The 15,719-nt window shown below is 64.1% G+C and carries 16 protein-coding genes; 9 read left to right on the top strand and 7 right to left on the bottom strand.

Going from position 1 to position 15,719, the window contains the following annotated elements; genetic code table 11:
• The first annotated feature begins 88 nt into the window (after positions 1-88).
• Genes CH273_RS02850 through CH273_RS02840 form a run of 3 tightly spaced genes read left to right on the top strand, consistent with a single transcriptional unit; the run spans position 89 to position 3,854 of the window.
• The gene (locus tag CH273_RS02850) at positions 89-1,876 is read left to right on the top strand and encodes an FAD-dependent oxidoreductase (RefSeq protein ID WP_032396136.1); all 1,788 of its coding nucleotides are present in this window, start codon (positions 89-91) and stop codon (positions 1,874-1,876) included.
• Positions 1,873-2,949, top strand: coding sequence for a maleylacetate reductase (locus tag CH273_RS02845; RefSeq protein WP_032396135.1), 1,077 nt, complete (start codon positions 1,873-1,875; stop codon positions 2,947-2,949). The genes CH273_RS02850 and CH273_RS02845 overlap by 4 nt, the downstream gene beginning before the upstream one ends.
• An 8-nt stretch (positions 2,950-2,957) precedes the next feature.
• Complete coding sequence (locus tag CH273_RS02840) at positions 2,958-3,854, top strand: dioxygenase family protein (protein ID WP_032396134.1); 897 nt, start codon at positions 2,958-2,960, stop codon at positions 3,852-3,854.
• A 22-nt stretch (positions 3,855-3,876) separates the two neighbouring features.
• On the opposite strand, the gene CH273_RS02835 is transcribed toward CH273_RS02840, so the two are convergent.
• Genes CH273_RS02835 through CH273_RS02815 form a run of 5 tightly spaced genes read right to left on the bottom strand, consistent with a single transcriptional unit; the run spans position 3,877 to position 7,282 of the window.
• Positions 3,877-4,509, bottom strand: coding sequence for a TetR family transcriptional regulator (locus CH273_RS02835; protein ID WP_032396395.1), 633 nt, complete (start codon positions 4,507-4,509; stop codon positions 3,877-3,879).
• Between the two features lie 10 nt (positions 4,510-4,519).
• A complete protein-coding gene (locus CH273_RS02830; RefSeq protein WP_032396133.1) occupies positions 4,520-5,728 on the bottom strand; it encodes an NAD(P)/FAD-dependent oxidoreductase in 1,209 nt (402 codons plus the stop codon).
• Positions 5,725-5,898, bottom strand: coding sequence for a rubredoxin (locus CH273_RS02825; protein ID WP_032396132.1), 174 nt, complete (start codon positions 5,896-5,898; stop codon positions 5,725-5,727). Before CH273_RS02825 ends, CH273_RS02830 begins: the two co-directional genes overlap by 4 nt.
• Positions 5,895-6,059, bottom strand: a complete 165-nt coding sequence (locus CH273_RS02820) for a rubredoxin (protein WP_032396131.1) — start codon at positions 6,057-6,059, stop codon at positions 5,895-5,897. Before CH273_RS02820 ends, CH273_RS02825 begins: the two co-directional genes overlap by 4 nt.
• On the bottom strand, positions 6,059-7,282 hold the full coding sequence (locus CH273_RS02815; protein WP_032396394.1) for an alkane 1-monooxygenase: 1,224 nt from the start codon (positions 7,280-7,282) through the stop codon (positions 6,059-6,061). The genes CH273_RS02820 and CH273_RS02815 overlap by 1 nt, the downstream gene beginning before the upstream one ends.
• A gap of 456 nt (positions 7,283-7,738) precedes the next feature.
• On the opposite strand from CH273_RS02815, the gene CH273_RS02810 reads away from it, so the two are divergent.
• The 5 genes from CH273_RS02810 (at position 7,739) to CH273_RS02790 (ending at position 12,600) form a co-directional block, all read left to right on the top strand.
• On the top strand, positions 7,739-9,568 hold the full coding sequence (locus CH273_RS02810; RefSeq protein WP_052049729.1) for a DUF4012 domain-containing protein: 1,830 nt from the start codon (positions 7,739-7,741) through the stop codon (positions 9,566-9,568).
• 34 nt (positions 9,569-9,602) lie between these two features.
• Entirely contained in the window at positions 9,603-10,271 is a 669-nt protein-coding gene (locus CH273_RS02805; protein ID WP_082322534.1) for an SGNH/GDSL hydrolase family protein, read from the top strand.
• Positions 10,272-10,369: 98 nt separating this feature from the next.
• Positions 10,370-10,786 (top strand): hypothetical protein, encoded by a 417-nt coding sequence (locus tag CH273_RS02800; RefSeq protein WP_032396129.1) that lies wholly within the window; start codon positions 10,370-10,372, stop codon positions 10,784-10,786.
• A gap of 388 nt (positions 10,787-11,174) precedes the next feature.
• Complete coding sequence (locus tag CH273_RS02795; RefSeq protein WP_032396392.1) at positions 11,175-11,393, top strand: hypothetical protein; 219 nt, start codon at positions 11,175-11,177, stop codon at positions 11,391-11,393.
• Between the two features lie 97 nt (positions 11,394-11,490).
• Positions 11,491-12,600 (top strand): GGDEF domain-containing protein, encoded by a 1,110-nt coding sequence (locus tag CH273_RS02790; protein WP_052049725.1) that lies wholly within the window; start codon positions 11,491-11,493, stop codon positions 12,598-12,600.
• 63 nt (positions 12,601-12,663) lie between these two features.
• Here the strand turns inward: CH273_RS02790 and CH273_RS02785 are convergent, their stop codons facing one another.
• Positions 12,664-13,380, bottom strand: coding sequence for a hypothetical protein (locus CH273_RS02785; protein WP_032396128.1), 717 nt, complete (start codon positions 13,378-13,380; stop codon positions 12,664-12,666).
• 49 nt (positions 13,381-13,429) lie between these two features.
• The gene (praA, locus tag CH273_RS02780) at positions 13,430-13,939 is read right to left on the bottom strand and encodes an alkane oxidation protein activator PraA (RefSeq protein ID WP_032396127.1); all 510 of its coding nucleotides are present in this window, start codon (positions 13,937-13,939) and stop codon (positions 13,430-13,432) included.
• Between the two features lie 443 nt (positions 13,940-14,382).
• On the opposite strand from praA, the gene CH273_RS02775 reads away from it, so the two are divergent.
• Positions 14,383-15,597, top strand: a complete 1,215-nt coding sequence (locus CH273_RS02775) for an EAL domain-containing protein (protein WP_032396126.1) — start codon at positions 14,383-14,385, stop codon at positions 15,595-15,597.
• Positions 15,598-15,719: the final 122 nt, after the last annotated feature.

Raw genomic sequence — 15,719 nt, 5'->3', positions numbered from 1 at the left:
ACGGGATCGATGGCCACCCCCGGTGTGATGCAGGACACTGGTTTGCAAGACCCGAGATCAACGTCGGGCGCAACGAAGGGTGTGTTCCATGCCGGTGTTCGACGACGGCCAGAAGGCCACAGAGTTGCCCGATTCCTCGGTGGTCGAGACCGACGTTCTCATCGTCGGCTCGGGGCCCGCCGGTGGATCAGCAGCGTTGCTGCTGTCCACTCTCGGGATTGCCAACATCATGATCACCAAGTACCGCTGGACGGCCAACACTCCGCGCGCCCACATCACCAACCAACGAACCATGGAGGTCTTCCGCGACGTCGGTATCGCAGACCAGGTATTGGCCGACGCGACCGAGCACGGGCTCGTCGGCGACACCGTCTTCTGCACCTCGATCGCGGGCGAGGAGATCGGCCGCATCCGCACGTGGGGTACCGGAGCCGACCGAGAAGCGGACTACCAGCTCGCGTCGCCGTGCCTGACCGTCGACATTCCCCAGACGTACCTCGAGCCCATTCTGGTGAGGAACGCGACGATGCGGGGAACCCAGGCCCAGTTCTCCACCGAATACCTTTCGCACGTGCAGGACGCCGACGGGGTCAGTGTCTCGGTGATCGATCGACTCACCGGACACCGCTACACGATCCGTGCCAAGTACCTGATCGGTGCGGACGGAGCGCGGTCCAAGGTGGCCGCGGACATCGACCTTCCGCTCGAAGGCGCAATGGACATCGCCGGGTCGATGAACATCACCTTCAAGGCCGATATCGCCGAGTACGTCGGACACCGACCGTCGGTGCTGTACTGGGTGATTCAGCCCGGATCCAATGTCGGTGGCATCGGTGCCGGTTTGGTTCGCATGGTCCGGCCGTGGAACGAGTGGCTCGTGGTCTGGGGATTCGACATCGCACAGCCGCCACCGGTGGTCGACGAGGCCGCCGCCGTCGAGATCGTTCGGAGCCTGCTGGGCATGCCGGAGCTCGACGTCGAGATCACCGGAACATCGTTGTGGGGCAACAACGAAATGTACGCCACGCACCTGCAGAAGGGGCGGGTGTTCTGCGCGGGCGACGCCATCCACCGGCATCCGCCGAGCAACGGACTCGGCTCGAACACCTCGATCCAGGACTCCTACAATCTCGCGTGGAAGATCGCTGCGGTAATCAAGGGCCAGGCGGGTGACGAGTTGCTCGATACCTACTCCGCCGAGCGCGCCCCGGTGGCCGAGCGAATCGTCAAACGCGCCAACCGATCCGGTCGTGAGTTCGCAGACCTGTTTCATGCCCTCGGAGTCACCGACGCCAAGACCGAGGAAGAGATGGTCGAACGCATCGAAGAGCGTAAGGCCAACACGCCTGCGGGCGCGGCGAAGCGGGCCGCGCTGGTGCAGGCAATGGAGATCAAGAACTACGAATTCAACGCCCACGGAGTGGAACTGGGCCAGTTCTACACGTCCACGGCTATCGTTTCGGACGGGGTACTGCCGGAACCGGAACGAGACTCGGACCTGTACTACCAGGTGTCCACCGTGCCCGGATCGCACCTGCCGCACGCCTGGGTGGGCGACCACATGCACAAGCACGCGATGATGGATCTTGCGCCCTACGACCGCTTCACGCTGATCACCGGAGTGGCCGGATCGGATTGGGAGTCGGCGGCGGACAAGATCGGCCACGAGTTGGGCGTATCCGTCGAGGCCGTCGTCATCGGACCCGGACGCGACGTCACCGACCTGTACTTCGATTGGTCTCGGCTCCGTGAAGTGACCGAGAGCGGTGCGTTGCTGGTCCGCCCGGACAAGCACATCTGTTGGCGTGCAAACGAACTCGTGGCAGACCCCGAGGGTGCCCTGCGGCAGGCATTGACGGCGGTCCTGTCGAGATGACCTACGCCTTCGTCTACGAGGCGAACCCGATGCGGGTGCGATTCGGCGCGGGTTCGCTGTCGACTGTGGCCGACGAGCTCGACCACCTCGGGCTGCGGCGCGTCCTCGTTCTCTGCTCGCCGAGCCAGAAGGGCACAGCCGAACGCATTGCCTCGACGCTCGGAGACCGATGCGTGGGCGTGCGGGCCGACGCCGTGATGCATGTGCCGTCGGAGGTGGCGAAAAGATCCAGCGCCGAGGCTCTTTCGCTCGGTGCCGACGGCTGCATCACCGTCGGGGGCGGATCCTCGATCGGCCTCGGCAAGGCCATCGCCCTGGTGCACGGATTGCCGATCGTGGCCGTTCCCACCACGTACGCCGGATCGGAGATGACTCCGGTGTGGGGTCTGACGACCGACGGGCGCAAGGAAACCGGTCGCGACATCAGAGTGCTGCCACGCAGCGTCGTCTACGACCCCGAGCTGACGACCGGTCTTCCGGTCGACATCTCCGTGACGAGTGGAATCAACGCCGTGGCGCACGCCGTCGAAGCGTTGTACGCACCCGACATCAGCCCTATCGTCGCGCTGATGGCCGAGGACGGTGTGCGCGCACTCGCATCGGCGCTACCGGCGATCGTGGCCGATCACCTCGATCCGCAGGCGCGCAGCGATGCCCTCCACGGTGCTTGGTTGTGCGGTGCCACTCTCGGTGCCACGACGATGTCGTTGCACCACAAACTGTGTCACTCGCTCGGCGGTACCTTGAACCTGCCGCACGCTCCGACCCACACCGTGGTGTTGCCGCACGTGTTGGCCTTCAATCAGTCGGCGGCACCGGGCGCAGTGGCGGCGCTCTCGCGTGCGCTCCCCGGCTCCGGTGACCCGGCCACCCGGTTGTGGGAGCTCTGTCGCGCACTCGGCGCGCCACGGTCCCTGGCCGAATTGGGTATGAAGGAGAAGGACATCGACCGAATCGCCGACGACGTGACGAGCAGATCGTACGGAAACCCGCGGCCCGTCACCCATGAGGCCGCCACCGCCGTTCTGCACGCAGCGTGGGCCGGCGGCCCGCCGACCGACATCGGACAGTGAGAGAGACCATGACCGAGCAGACCATGACCGGACAAGCACAGGATGCCGTCGAAGAACAGTTGGTGGAGAACGTACTTCGATCGTTCGACGACTGCACCGACCCTCGATTGAAGCAGGTGATGACCTCGCTGGTGCACCACCTGCACGGGTTCATCCGTGATGTGAGACTGACCGAACAGGAGTGGAACAGCGCCATCGGATTCCTGACCGAGGTCGGTCACATCACCGACGACCGCCGTCAGGAGTTCATCCTGCTCTCCGACGTCCTCGGGGCGTCGATGCAGACGATCAACGTGAACAACCCCGCCTACGAGGACGCGACCGAGGCGACAGTGTTCGGCCCGTTCTTCGTCGACGACGCACCGCGTATCGAGAACGGTGGTGATGCATCGGGAGGTGCTGCAGGACAGCCGTGCTGGGTGGAAGGGACCGTGCGCGACACCGCCGGCACGCCGATCCCCGGAGCACGCCTCGAAATCTGGGAAGCGGACGAGGACGGGTTCTACGACGTTCAGTACGACGACGCGCGAGTCGGCGGTCGAGCACATCTTTACACCGACGACGACGGGCGCTATCGATTCTGGGCGTTGACTCCGACTCCGTATCCGATTCCCCACGACGGCCCCGTCGGACGAATGCTCGCTGCGACCGGTCGCTCGCCGATGCGTGCCTCGCACCTGCACTTCATGGTGACGGCACCGGGGATGCGCACGTTGGTGACGCACATCTTCGTCAGCGGTGACGAACTGTTGGACAGCGACACCGTGTTCGGAGTGAAGGAATCCTTGATCAAGGATTTCGTCGAGCAGCCGTCGGGAACACCGACTCCGGACGGTCGCGACCTCGGCGACAGGACCTGGGCCAGAGCCGACTTCGACATCGTGCTCGCACCGGCCGACATGTGAGACCGCCGGCCCGGACGATCGGTCAGTGGCCGACCGAGCGCCCGGCGGTGATGGAATCGACGTACGGAGTCAGCAGTAGTGCAAAATCATCTGCTGCGGAGGCGATATCGGGTGGCGGCTCGGGGATGTAGCTCAATGCCAGACGCACGATTGCCCGACTGATGACGTCTGCCTGACGCGGGCTCGCGCCCACCCACCCGCGCTGGAACGTCTCGGCCAGACGGTCTCCCGCGCGCTCGATGAGTACGGCACTGTCGGTGGTGATCAGCCGGAGCAGATCCTCGGGTGCGTCGCCACCGTGCAGCGATCGCACCAGGGGATCGAGCGCACTCAACTGGAAGAACGACGAGAAGCCTTGGCGCAGAGCAGCCGATGCGTCGTTCTCGTGTTGATACAGCGCCGTTTCGCACATCGCGACGAAGAGGTCGGTCAATCTGATGGCGTACCCCTGCGCGACGCCGCGTCGTGAACCGAACTCGTTGTACAGGCTCTGTCTGCTCAGCCCTGCTGCCTTGGCGATGTGGCTCATCGTGACGTTGCGCCAGTTGCGCTCGTTCAACAACTCACGCAACGCATCGAGCGCGGTATCGCGCGCAAGACTGGACGCGGCTTCACGGTATCGACCGGGGGTCGACGTCTGTTCGGCTGCGGGCATGAACACGACTCTATCGAACGACCGCATGTGGTCGATCCAGCCAATCCTCTCCGAGGAGATCCCGATCGATGGGATCACCGCTGGCGATGAAGGATCTGATCTGCCTGATGTCCTTCGGGAACCCCACGCCGATGGCCCCGACGAGCCGGCCGTCACGCAGCGCGCATGCGGTGAAGCGGCGGTCGGCAACAGAGCCGCGAGCCACCACGTACTCGTCGGTCGCACCGGTCCACCCCGCGAACTGAAGGTTGACGCCGTGTTGGGTGGACCAGCCCCACGGGACGTCGAGGCTGCCCGGATCCACGCCGATCATCGAGCGGGCAGCCCGGGTGGCCTGATCCAGTGCGCCGTTCCAGTGCTCACTCCGATACGTCCCGCCGAGGATCGTGTTGGGTACCTCTGCCACGTCGCCCGCGGCATAGATGTTCGGTATCGAGGTCTGCATCCCCGCGTCGACCAGAATCCCCGATCCGATCTCGAGGCCCATGTCTGCTCCGAGTTCGACGTTGGGCACCGAGCCGACGGAGACCAGCACGGTGCCGGCGGACCACGAACGACCGTCCGCAGCGGTCACGAGAAGTGTTCCGTCACGTTGCTCGGCGAGGTCGGTGACGGCGACGTCGGTGTGGAACGCGATGCCGTTGTCTGCGTGCAGGTCGACGTACATCTGCGAGATCGTGGCCGGAGCGATCCGGTTGAGCGGTGCCGCTGCGGCCTCGAGCACCGTCACCTCGGCTCCCAGGGACCGAGCAGCCGCGGCCGCCTCGCATCCGATCAGTCCGCCGCCGATCACCAACAGTGATCGGGTGCGCAGAATGTCGGCGTGCAAGGGCTCGACATCGGCGACACCTCGGAGGGTGAACACGTGGCCCGGAAGGTCGAGTTGCCGGGCCCGAGAGCCGGTTGCCAGGAGCAGCGCGTCGTATGGAACCGGGTCGCCGTCGTCGAGCAGCACAGTCGAATCGGTGAGGCCGACAGCCGTGACACCCGAGCGCACGTCGACACCGTCGATCGCCGAGCCGAGCTGCACTTGCTCGATCGACTTGCTTCCGGTCAGCAACTCCTTGGACACCGTCGGTCGGCGGTACGGCGCAGCCCGTTCACTCCCGACCATCGTGATGGATCCGGTGAAACCCTCGGCGCGTAGGGCTTTGGCCGCGGTGTACCCGGTTGCACCCGAACCGATGATCGCGATCGCGTGCGGAACGGACGCACTCACCCGCGCTCGACCTCGACCATCTCGAAATCGACCTTGGCAGCGCCACAATCGGGGCACGACCAGTCGTCGGGAATGTCGTCCCAGCGAGTGCCGGGTTCGATCCCGTCCTCGGGCCACCCCAGTTCCTCGTCGTACTCGAATCCACACTGAACGCAGCGGTAGAGCTTCATGCCTTACTCCTGAAGTCGATTTTCTCGCGGACACCGCAATCGGGGCAGGGCCAGTCGTCGGGTACGTCGGACCATGCTGTGCCGGCCGGAAAGCCCTCGCGCGGAGCGCCGTTGGTCTCGTCGTAGACGAACTCGCACACCGGGCACTCGAAGGCGGCCATCACTTGGCTCCGTGCGCGGCGAGGATCTTCTCCCGCTTGGACGGCTGGATGTTGACCTTCGTGATGTCGCCGTCGTAGTGGTCGAGAACGCGGTGGTCCATCACCTTGCGCCACACGGGTGGGAAGTACGCCAGCGAGATCATGCTCGCGTATCCGCTCGGCAGGTTCGGTGCCCCGTCCATGCTGCGCAGAGTCTGGTAGCGGCGGGTGGGGTTGGCATGGTGATCACTGTGTCGCTGAAGGTGATACAGGAAGATGTTGGTCACGATGTGATCGGAGTTCCAGCTGTGCTCGGGGGTGCATCGCTCGTAGCGGCCGTTCTCCTTCTTCTGCCGCTGCAGGCCGTAGTGCTCGAGGTAGTTGACCGTTTCCAGCAACGAAAAGCCGTAGATCGCCTGAATCACCAGGAACGGCAGCACGATCGGACCGAACACCGCGACGAGCACCGCGTAGAGAACAACGGACATCAGCCACGCGTTCAGTACGTCGTTCCGAATGCTCCACGTGCTCTTGCCCAATCGCTCCATGCGCGTCTTCTCGAGCTCCCAGGACGACTTCAGGCTGCCCCAGACGCTGCGAGGGAGGAAGGCCCAGAAGCTCTCGCCGAACTTCGAGCTCGCCGGATCCTCGGGAGTGGCGACGCGAACATGGTGGCCGCGGTTGTGTTCGATGTAGAAGTGGCCGTAGAACGTCTGTGCCAGCGTGATTTTCGACAGCCAGCGCTCCAGACTGTCCTTCTTGTGGCCGAGCTCGTGCGCAGTGTTGATACCGACGCCGCCCATCACACCGATGCTGATGGCCAGACCGATCTTCGAGGCCAGTCCCAGTCCACCGTCGATTCCGAGCCAGGACAGGTTGTCGGCCGACCAGAGGTAGCAGGCGAACACCAAGCTCGCCAACTGGAACGGAATGTAGGCGTACGTGCAGTAGCGGTAGTACTTGTCTTCTTCGAGCGCCTTCATCACCTCGTCGGGTGGGTTGTCGCCGTCGGTACCGAAGAACCGGTCGAGGATCGGGAGCAACCCGTAGACGAGCAGCGCGCCGATCCACCACCAGACCGGGGACACGGCGTTCCAGCCGAGCTGGTTGAAGGCCCAGACCAGGCCGGTGGCCACGAACACCGCTGTGGGCGGGATCAACCCCATCAGCCAGAGGTAACGCTTTCGGTCGTGCCATTCGGCAACCGGCGTCTGCGCCTGGTTGTCGACATTCGATGCGGTCATCGTCACTCCTCGTGTAAGGCCGATCACTATGGATTGGACAATACACCGAATTTGTCATTCCGGTAGACAAATTTCCAGATTTGTACAAACGGCCCGGCGCTGTGGCCGCGACCACAGAGCCACCGTTCGGACAGATTCAGCTGCTACCTTCCGATTCGTTGTGGCCGGTAACAAACGGTCGCAGCGCACGCAGGTCCGTCTGTATCCCGTCGGGGGTACTTCACAACAGGAGTAGCTATGGACGCATTCATCGCCAAGATCATCGTCGACGTCATCCTCGGGCTCATCGGCAGCGGAAGCGCCGAGAGCGGCAGCACCGCAGTGAGCGCAATTCTGGGTTCCTGACCTCGAACGGCTGCGCCGGTGCGATATCGGCGCAGCCGACCCGAGCGTCGTGTCGCGGTGGGAGGACGTCGTTTGTAGTCTTAGCCGCGACGAAAGGGCACCCATCCAGCCATGAGCTACGACAACGACTACCCGTACGGAGACCATCGCAGCTCTCGTAGTCGCCGCAGGCGTCGTCGTTCCAAGAAGAGGACCGGTCGACGCATCCTGCTCGGTTTCGGGGTCTTCGTCGTGGTTGCGCTCGGACTCGGTGCCTGGCTCGCCTACACGGCCAATACCGCATATACGTACCTCGATCAGGCTCGGGGCTACGCTCAGGCAGCGAAAACTGCTCTGCTGGCAGGGGATACGCAGAAGGCCGAGACCTCCGTGGACGACGCGGTGCGCACCTCGACCCAGGCGAAGGACGCCACCGATTCGCTGATCTGGCAGGCGGCTGCCGCGATTCCGTACGTGGGCCAACCGCTGGACGTCGTCTCGCAGATCACCGACGTCGTCAACGGGCTGACCGTGGATGTGCTGACGCCGTCGGTCGAGGTGGGGGCCACGCTCGACCCGAGTCAGCTGCGCGGGCCCGACGGTGCCATCGACATCGCTGCTCTGCGCGCCGCCTCGCCTGCGCTGTCACAGGCCGCGGCCGCAGCGGACGTACTGAACACGCAGTCCCAGGCCATCGCGGAACCGGAGTTCGTCGCTCAGGTCGGCGACGCTCGAACTCAGCTGCAGGATCAGACGCACGAACTGACGACTCTGTTGACCAACACCGACATCGCCGCCAAGGTGCTCCCCGCGATGCTCGGTGCCGACGGTCCACGCAACTACTTCATGGCCTTTCAGACTCTCTCGGAATCTCGTGGAACCGGTGGACTGATAGGCGGATTGGGCATCGTGCGTGCTGTCGACGGCAAAGTCGCGGTCGACTCGCTCGGCAGCAACCGCGAGCTCCGAATTCCGTACGACCCCATCGATCTCGGTCCGGACTTCTTCAACACCTACGAGAGTCGCTTCCAGCCCACGCAGAATTGGCAGAACAGCAACGTCAGCCCGCACTTCCCGTACGCCGGTCAGATCTGGCAGTCGATGTGGGAGCAGGAAACCGGCGAACGTGTCGACGGCGCTCTGGCCACCGACCCTGTTGCTCTGGGCTACATCCTCGATGTCGTCGGCCCCATCACGATGGGTGACGGTGAGGTGATCGACGGATCGAACGTCGTTCGGATCACGCAGTCCGACGCATACTTCCGGTTCGAGGACGACAACACCGCGCGCAAGGCCTATCTCCAGGACCTCGCCGCCCGAGTGGTCGCGAAGATGCAGGGCAACATCGGATCTCCCAGCGCGCTGCTCGAGGCACTCGGCAAGGCCACCAGTGAAGGCCACATCGCAGTGTGGAGCGCGGACCCGGCACTGCAAGCGATCCTGGGACCGACCAGGATCGGTCACGAAGTTCCCGACAGCCCCGACCCGTACGCCGCGGTGGTGGTGAACAACGGTGCAGGCGGCAAGCTCGACTACTACCTGCAGCGCAAGGTCACCTACTCCGCACAGTCCTGCGACGGCCCGACGCGGACCACCCGCGTGGTCGCCGAGATCACCAACAACGCTGCGCTGCAGGACTACACCACCTACATCGCCGGCAGACAGAACGACTCCACCCGATACGACGGACCCCCGGGAACCAACCGATCGGTGGTGGCGCTGTACGCAACTCAGGGCGCGACCTTGACGAACGCCACCATCAACGGAACTCCTCTGTTTCTGCTGACCGCTGCCGAGCGCGGCCACCCGGTGTTCTACGTGCCGGTCGTCATCGAGCCGGGGCAGACCAAGACCATCGAGTACAACCTCGTCGAACCGACCGTCGCCGGCGAGGCGCAGGCACCGGTTCAGCCGCAATCGGTCCCGGCACCCACCGAAGTGGACTTCCCCGACTGCAACTGATTCCCCGCGTCACCCCTAGGGCAGAATCCCCGGCGTGCGAAGAACTCGACTGTGGATCGCCGGCGCACTCGGGTTGGCGCTCGCCGCCGCGCTCGTGGCGGGACCACTGAGGAAGCCGGCGCTGACGATCCACAACGCGCACTGCTTCGGGTGGAGCGTCAACGACACCGGACCACGGTTGGTGACGCTGGGAGACTCGATGGCCCAGGGCAATTCACGTGTCGACTGGGGAATTCACGGCAACACGTCGTGGTATTCGTACCTCGTGTGCGGAGACGATGCTCCCGCCGCCGATGGTGCCAACTTGGGAATCAACGGCGCGACCACGACGCAGATCCTCGCCCGAACCGACGAAGCGCTGGCCGCGAACCCGGACATCCTCGTCGTCAACGGCGGCACCAACGACCTCGCCCGATCGGTACCGCTGCCCCGGATCATCGAGAACCTACGCGCCACCCTGGACCGGGCACACGACATCGACACGGTTGTGATCGCCACGGTGCCGTCGTCGCGGAAGGTCAGCGCAGACGACCTGAACGACGACATTCGCGCACTGGCCGCCGAGCGCGGCATACCCGTCGCAGAATTCGCGCCACTGCTCGACCGACCCGGAGCCACGTTCGACGGCGTTCATCCCACTGCGAGGACGGCTGCCCGGATGGCAGCGGAGGTAGCCGCGGTGGTCGGAGTTCGGGCGACGTAACAGTCGTCGTGCCGGATGTCGGATGAGCTGCTAAATTCGCCCGATATGCACCGAATGTCGGGGAGGTATTCGGTGGAATCGTAGAAAGCTGGCAGTGGATGATCACACGTCGTCAAGACGCGTGCATCGAAATCTCGTCGACGATGGCCGTTGCGGATCTCGCCCGAACGGTCGTCGACACCGCCGAACGTGGCTTCGGTCGATGGGGTATCGAGTATCTGGGACCGGACGGCACCCGCCTCTGGTTCGGAGTGCACCGTCTCGGATTGGGGAGAAAACGCGAAACGGTGATGCGGTTCATCGTCACCGTCGACGCCGATTTCGATGGCGCACAAGCCCGTTCGCAGATCGAGCAGTTCGTCTGCAACCCGGCATCGGGCACATTCGTGCCCATCGGCCCGCGACAACTGCGGGGGTACCCGACCTATCTCGCGTATCTGCGCGCGATACGGACCGCGGTACTCGATGCGGATCCGGGCGCGCACGTGACGATGGTGCCCGAAGTGCGGACCTGACCGTTCGTGAAGCGGCGACCGACGCGGAATCCAGTCGAAGATGAACGCCGAGGTGCGTGATCAGAGGCGGCCCTGTTGGATCGCAACGACGACGAGAGCGATCATCGCAATCGTGAGGATTGCTAAGAGCGCCATATGAATTGGATCGGTCGAACCCGGCGGTCGAACCTCGTTCGGACCCCTTTTCTGGAGCATGTCACAGACTGTAGGTCACATTCTCGGATTGTGCACAGGATGAGTGGTACAAAGCGAGGTCCCGTCGCAATTGGTTCGCACATGTGTTCGACAAAGAGTAGAGTCGAGATCGGCGGAGCCGGGAGGGAAGCCCGGCTCCGCCGCCCGAATGTGGACGGTCCGTAGAAGGCCCAGTGAAGTGGACGGTGATCCGATGGACGACGTACTGCGCAAGGTCGAGGAACTGAAGGCGTTGGTCGTCGAGCTCGAGGCTCTGGATCGACAACGCGTCGGGCTGGGGGATCGACTGGTGGATCTGGAGCACTTCTTTCGCCGAGCCGGATGCCCCGAACTGTCTCAGCAGGCCCTCGATGCGTTCGTGGTGACCTACGCAGGTCGCGTGTTCGAATTGGCCGATGGCATGCGCGGATAAGGCCGTGTGAGCAAGTTCCCGACTTCTCGGACCGGGTGGTTTCGTCTGTGGTTGACTTGTTCATCCTCGTCGGGACACTAGGAAAGCTGCTCGATCTGTGAACAGTCTTCGCCAATGGTGGTCGCTTCCGGTCGACTACGGGTGGAACGTTGCGTACGCACGGTCCCAACAAGCACTGCACGTCACCAGAATTCTCATCGGAATCTTCTGCTGGTTCTACGCGGCCGCTGCGGCGATCGCCCTGACCATCCCGGGACTCGGAGACAGCGGTGCTGCGCGATGGGCACTGTGGTTCACCGTCGCGACGACGCTGCCCCTCGGGTTGGCCTGGCTGATCGGAGGCTGGCCGTCCTGGCCGATGTCGGTCGCCTTCGTGCTCTACGCCGACATCGTGCTCGCCGCAGTTCTTCTGACCGTCGACAAGCCGTCCGAGATGTTGCCGATGGCTGCGCTGTTCACCGTGATGGGCAGCTACGTCGTTGGCTTTCACGGCCCCAAGCTGTTCACCGCTCACCACCTCTTCGCGTTCGTCACCGTCGCCGCGCTCTACACCTCGGCCATGGTGAACGACCCCGAACGGCGCTTGCAGACCAATCTCTATCTCGTGATGCTGATCCTGGTGATGTTCTCGGCACCGCTGATCTGCCATTCCTTCCTGATGCTGCTGCGCCGCGACGCCACCGGCGCGTTCTACGACCCGCTCACCGGAATGCAGAACCGACGGGGCTTCGACGCGGCGATCGGCAACCTCGACCTTCGTTCCGGTGCGGATGCGGAACTGGCCGCCGTGGTGATCGACATCGACAACTTCAAAGCAGTGAACGATCGATTCGGTCACGAGCACGGAGACACCGTCATTCGTCTGGCCGCGAGCCGAATCCTCGAACTCTTCCCGACACCGGCAGTGACGGTGCGACTCGGCGGCGAAGAATTCGCGATCGTGTGCCTCGCCGAAGTCGACACGGTGATCGACAGATCCGAGGAATTGCGCAGCCGTTTGAGCGAGTCGACCGACCGTTCCCCGCTCACGGCGTCGATAGGCGTCGCGCATGCGGTTGTCGACGCGCGGGGTGTCGCGGAGGACGTCGATGTGTTGCTCAGCCGGGCCGATCGAGCCATGTACCGGGCCAAACGGATCGGCGGCAACCGCGTCGCGGTGTACGACGACGGGGAGCCGTCCGTCCATCCGGTCGACGAACGGCACTGAACGACGGCGTCGACCGCGTTCCGCGACGGAACCGGTCGACGCCGCCGATCGAGGTGTGAACCGCTACGCCACCTCTGCCGCAATCGCGGACCGGGTGCCGACATCGAAGACCGGATCGGTCAGATGCACGTCGAGAGTGTTGCCGGGACCGGCGATGATCGCATTCAGCACCGACGTGAACGCGCCACAGTTCTGGAACTGCGGAATCGTGTACGTCCCCTTGACGTGTGCATCGGCCTGGTTGTTCTGGATCAGATCGATAGCATCGAGCGAACCGGACAGGTTGGCGGTGGTCTCGGCGGTGACGCAGTTGCTACCCGCCGGGATCAGGTCGACCGCAGCCGATCCGGCCGACCCGGTGTCGATGCCCAACGGCTTCACCGAATCGATGCGAATCTTGAAGCTCTGCGCGACGTCGAGATCCAACGTCGGTGCCTCGTCCGGTCCGCCGCGGACGATGGTGCCGGACACCGGGGTCGCGTCGACGATCGAGATCGTGAAGTTCGCCAGCGTCGCGGGACCGAGTTTCAGATCGGCCGATGCCTGCGGCAATTCGAGCGACCCGGTCACCGTGCCACCGACCAGATCGACGTCCGTGGCGAGATCGGTGGTGGGAAACACCACCGGTTGGCCGGTCTTGGCGATGACCGTCGTCGTATCTGCCTGAAACGTGATGGGAAGGGTGTCGGCGGCATTGGCCGGGGCGGCGACGAGCGTGCCCAGGGCGATGCTCGATGCCAATGCCGTCATGGTGACGACAGTCTTGTTGCGGATCTTCACGTGTTCTCCTTCTCGGGAACGGTCGATGTGGAACGAGGTAGGACGGGAATCAGGACAGGGTGAAGGCCGGGTCGGGCTGGACCGACAGGCTGTTGACGGTGCAGTTGCCGGACATCGGCTGGTTCGTCGCGGTGAGCGTGTTCGTCATGTTGTCGAAAGACCCGGCCAACGTGGCGGGCCCGCAGTTGTATCCGACCAGCGAGAAGGCCACGTTGGACACCTCCCCGGTGGTGGCGCTGGTGGGAGTGAGGGTCCAGGGCAGGTTCTTCAGCTGGGGCAGGCCACACAGTCGGTTGGAGCCGCTGATCTGGGCATCGGTGATCGTCGCCGACGAGCCGTCTGCGCTGGTGGTGCCGCTCAGGTTGATGGAGCAGCTCACCGGCAGACCGAACGACGCCGGAGTGCTCACGACGATCGTGCCGGGTGCCGTGAAGGCGGTACCAGCGGGGGAAATGGTGGCGGCGCCGGCGCTGGCGGCACCGACTGTCGCACCGGTGATGGCAAGAGCGGCGACTGCGGTGACGAGTGTGCGAGAGCGGGTCGGCGGGTTGAGCGTCATCGATCGATCCTCCAGTCCAAGACGGATCCGGACCCGGTCGTGGCATCCGGTGGCACCGTTGATTCGGCAGCCGGGAGGGACGTTAGGTTGACGAAACATATGTCGGAAATGGTTTGTTTCAACTCTGTGAGAAGTCACAATCCGGTCGGTATGTTTGTTGTACGCAGTAGTAACTGAATCCGGCTGCTACCCGGAAAGTTAAGCGCAACACCGGCATTCGTCCCATTTTCGCGCCTCGGTCGGGCCTGGCGTTCCTTCGACCTTCACCCCGTGCGTCGTTATCTTTCCGTTATACAAAGTTATCAAAACGAGACAGTCGTGACCGTCTCGGTGACATCTCCGTCGTCGAGCATGGTCGGAGCGAAAGAAAACACCTCGACCAGGTTTGGAATTACAGTTCACCCCCGCGTGACGGGGGTCGTTTTTTCGTGTCAAACTGAGGTGTGACGTTCGCGCTGGCCGAAGCAGGATCTGCAGTCGACACGGACACGGGAGAGTTGACGGTGCAGCCGTATTTCGCCCCGGTCTGTCGGCTGGACAACGGTGCGCTCGCAGCCATCGAAGTGCAGCTGCGCGGCCCGGAGAACGGTCCTCTCGCATCGGCAGATGCGCTCAAGCGCGCAGCCAGGGCCATGGACGCCAAGCGCGAGCTCGACGCGCTCGCGTGGGGTGTGGCCCGGCTCAACCAATCGGTGCGACTGCCGATGCTCGTGTCCATGGACGTCGACTCGCTCGCTGCCCTGGATGCAGCCACCGAAGAACAGTTGCGCCGCGACATCGTGGTCGTCACCGAGGCTGCTCTCGTCGACAGCCCGGCGCGCACTCTCGCCGCAATCGACAAAGCTCGACGCGAAGGCAAAGTGGTGGCCGTCGACGACGTCGGTCGCCGGCCGCAGTCGATGACCCTTCTCCCTCTCATCGAGCCGGACGTGATCATCCTCGCCGAATCGATGGTCTCCCGCCGCCCGGATCTGTCGACTGCGCGTACCGCTCACGCCGTTTCGGCTCAGGTCGAACGAACCGGAGCCGTGGTCGTGGCGAGCGGGGTCGACAGTGCGCTGCATCGGACCCGCGCACTCGGACTCGGTGCCACCTACGGGGTGGGAGAGCTGTATCCGGCCGCGCAATCGACGGAAGAGCTACCTTCCGACGCGGCCGAGGTGATGCCTCCGTTCCCGACCTGGAGCACGCCGACCGTCGCCGCCGAATCGCCGTACGGCATTGCCTCCGCAGGCAAGACGGCAACGCGCAGCACCAAGCGACTGCTGGTGGCGATGAGCACCTCGCTCGAGATGCAGGCCGCGGCTGCTGGGCCGGAGACATTGGTACTCGGCACTTTTCAGCGCGCCGAACACTTCACCCCGACAACCCGCAGCCGCTGGGTGTCGATGACCGAGCAGATCTCCTACGCCGGCGTCTACGGCGTAGGCATGGGATACGTGCAAGAGGGCGGCATCGTGCATGCGCCCCTCGACCCGATGGATCCGCTCGTCGAGGAGTGGAACGTCGTGGTTCTCGGCCCGCACTTCTGCGGTGTGCTGGCAGCAATCGACCTACATCGCGGTGAGGTGGACGCCGACCGTGAGTTCGATTACGTGATGTCCTACGACCGCGCGACCGTAGTTCGTTGTGCCCGAGCAATTCTGGCGCGCTTCTGAGCCCTTCTGCCGAGCTCCCGACCGGCTATGTTTCGGGTGGCCGCGTCAGGGCATACGGCACACAAGCGATTGTGTAGTCCGGACTACTCCATCGCCTAGGCCTCGCACGTTGAAAACACAGC

Source organism: Rhodococcus sp. 05-339-2 (assembly GCF_002258965.1).
GTDB lineage: Bacteria > Actinomycetota > Actinomycetes > Mycobacteriales > Mycobacteriaceae > Rhodococcoides.
The sequence above is the reverse complement of the archived record's forward strand: the minus strand, read 5'-3'. Positions and strand labels throughout refer to the sequence as shown.

Excerpts from the sequence above, each read along its gene's own strand:
- CH273_RS02850 (WP_032396136.1), top strand. The coding sequence starts at position 89 with ATGCCGGTGTTCGACGACGGCCAGAAGGCCACAGAGTTGCCCGATTCC.
- CH273_RS02845 (WP_032396135.1), top strand. The coding sequence starts at position 1,873 with ATGACCTACGCCTTCGTCTACGAGGCGAACCCGATGCGGGTGCGATTC.
- CH273_RS02840 (WP_032396134.1), top strand. The coding sequence starts at position 2,958 with ATGACCGAGCAGACCATGACCGGACAAGCACAGGATGCCGTCGAAGAA.
- CH273_RS02835 (WP_032396395.1), bottom strand. The coding sequence starts at position 4,509 with ATGCCCGCAGCCGAACAGACGTCGACCCCCGGTCGATACCGTGAAGCC.
- CH273_RS02825 (WP_032396132.1), bottom strand. The coding sequence starts at position 5,898 with ATGAAGCTCTACCGCTGCGTTCAGTGTGGATTCGAGTACGACGAGGAA.
- CH273_RS02820 (WP_032396131.1), bottom strand. The coding sequence starts at position 6,059 with ATGGCCGCCTTCGAGTGCCCGGTGTGCGAGTTCGTCTACGACGAGACC.
- CH273_RS02815 (WP_032396394.1), bottom strand. The coding sequence starts at position 7,282 with ATGACCGCATCGAATGTCGACAACCAGGCGCAGACGCCGGTTGCCGAA.
- CH273_RS02810 (WP_052049729.1), top strand. The coding sequence starts at position 7,739 with ATGAGCTACGACAACGACTACCCGTACGGAGACCATCGCAGCTCTCGT.
- CH273_RS02800 (WP_032396129.1), top strand. The coding sequence starts at position 10,370 with ATGATCACACGTCGTCAAGACGCGTGCATCGAAATCTCGTCGACGATG.
- CH273_RS02795 (WP_032396392.1), top strand. The coding sequence starts at position 11,175 with ATGGACGACGTACTGCGCAAGGTCGAGGAACTGAAGGCGTTGGTCGTC.
- praA (WP_032396127.1), bottom strand. The coding sequence starts at position 13,939 with ATGACGCTCAACCCGCCGACCCGCTCTCGCACACTCGTCACCGCAGTC.